This is a genomic window from Seohaeicola zhoushanensis (genome assembly GCF_014656415.1).
Lineage (GTDB): Bacteria > Pseudomonadota > Alphaproteobacteria > Rhodobacterales > Rhodobacteraceae > Seohaeicola_A > Seohaeicola_A zhoushanensis.
Genome location: NZ_BNCJ01000063.1, coordinates 710 through 1,586, shown reverse-complemented (window position 1 = coordinate 1,586; position 877 = coordinate 710). Strand labels below are relative to the sequence as shown.

1 protein-coding gene is annotated in these 877 nt (G+C 65.8%); it reads left to right on the top strand.

Going from position 1 to position 877, the window contains the following annotated elements; genetic code table 11:
* Positions 1-282 precede the first annotated feature (282 nt).
* Positions 283-741, top strand: a complete 459-nt coding sequence (locus IE266_RS26695; protein ID WP_189683178.1) for a helix-turn-helix transcriptional regulator — start codon at positions 283-285, stop codon at positions 739-741.
* The last annotated feature ends 136 nt before the right edge of the window (positions 742-877 follow it).

The following is an 877-nucleotide window of genomic DNA, read 5'->3' as shown; positions in this document are numbered from 1 at the left end:
CGGCCCGCCAGTGAGCGCGAGGCCCATGAGGAGCTACACCACTTCCCGGGACATCATCTGCGCTGGGTCCAGGGCCCGGAGCATTTGCCCCCGATGAAGCACCGGGAGCCACGCGCCAAGTCTCGTGCTGACCCGAGAGAGCGGTGCGAATTCGGAATGCCGAAGCTTCGTGGCGGCATGAGGCGGGAATTCCCCCCGTGCCGGCACGATGGAGGTCCGGTGGTGTTATGCGCTCACGGCTTTTTTGGGGGGCGAGATCGCCGGGCCTAGTTCCTTGCGACCATGATCGAAAAGCCCCTCACCCGTGATGATCTCGTCAGGTTCTTCGGACTGAAACCGGTCCGCACGGGTGACTACCGCCCTCTGTCCCGTGTCCTGTCCGCGCTCGGGATACGGCTGGTCGGGGGCACGACGCGCTGGGTCGTGGTCTGGGGCGCGCTCGGGCTTTCCGCTGACCAGAAGCCCTGCCATCAGAAGCATCTGACGGAACCGCTGATGACCGCCAAATCCGCTGCGGCCGCCCTCGGGGTTGACCCCTCTATCGTCTACCGCTGGTCGAAGGGCCTGCTACCGAATGGCATGCCGTCCTTCCCGGACGCCATCGATCTCTCGAACGGCCGGAAAGATGCGCGCGCCTTGCGCTGGCGCCGGGCTGAAATCGTCGCCTGGCACGGCCGCCAACCCCTGCCGGGCTATGCCCGCACGGCCCCCGCCTTCGGTTCTCTCACTCCCAGAAAATGAGGTCTCATGCATGCCTGACCAGGCTCTCGGACACAGGAATTTCCACCAAGCGACGCGGACATCCCGCAAGCGGCAGGGACACGAACTCCCGGCCGTTTTCACCGGCGGCAAACGGTCAGGCCTCTGTGTCCGGAGC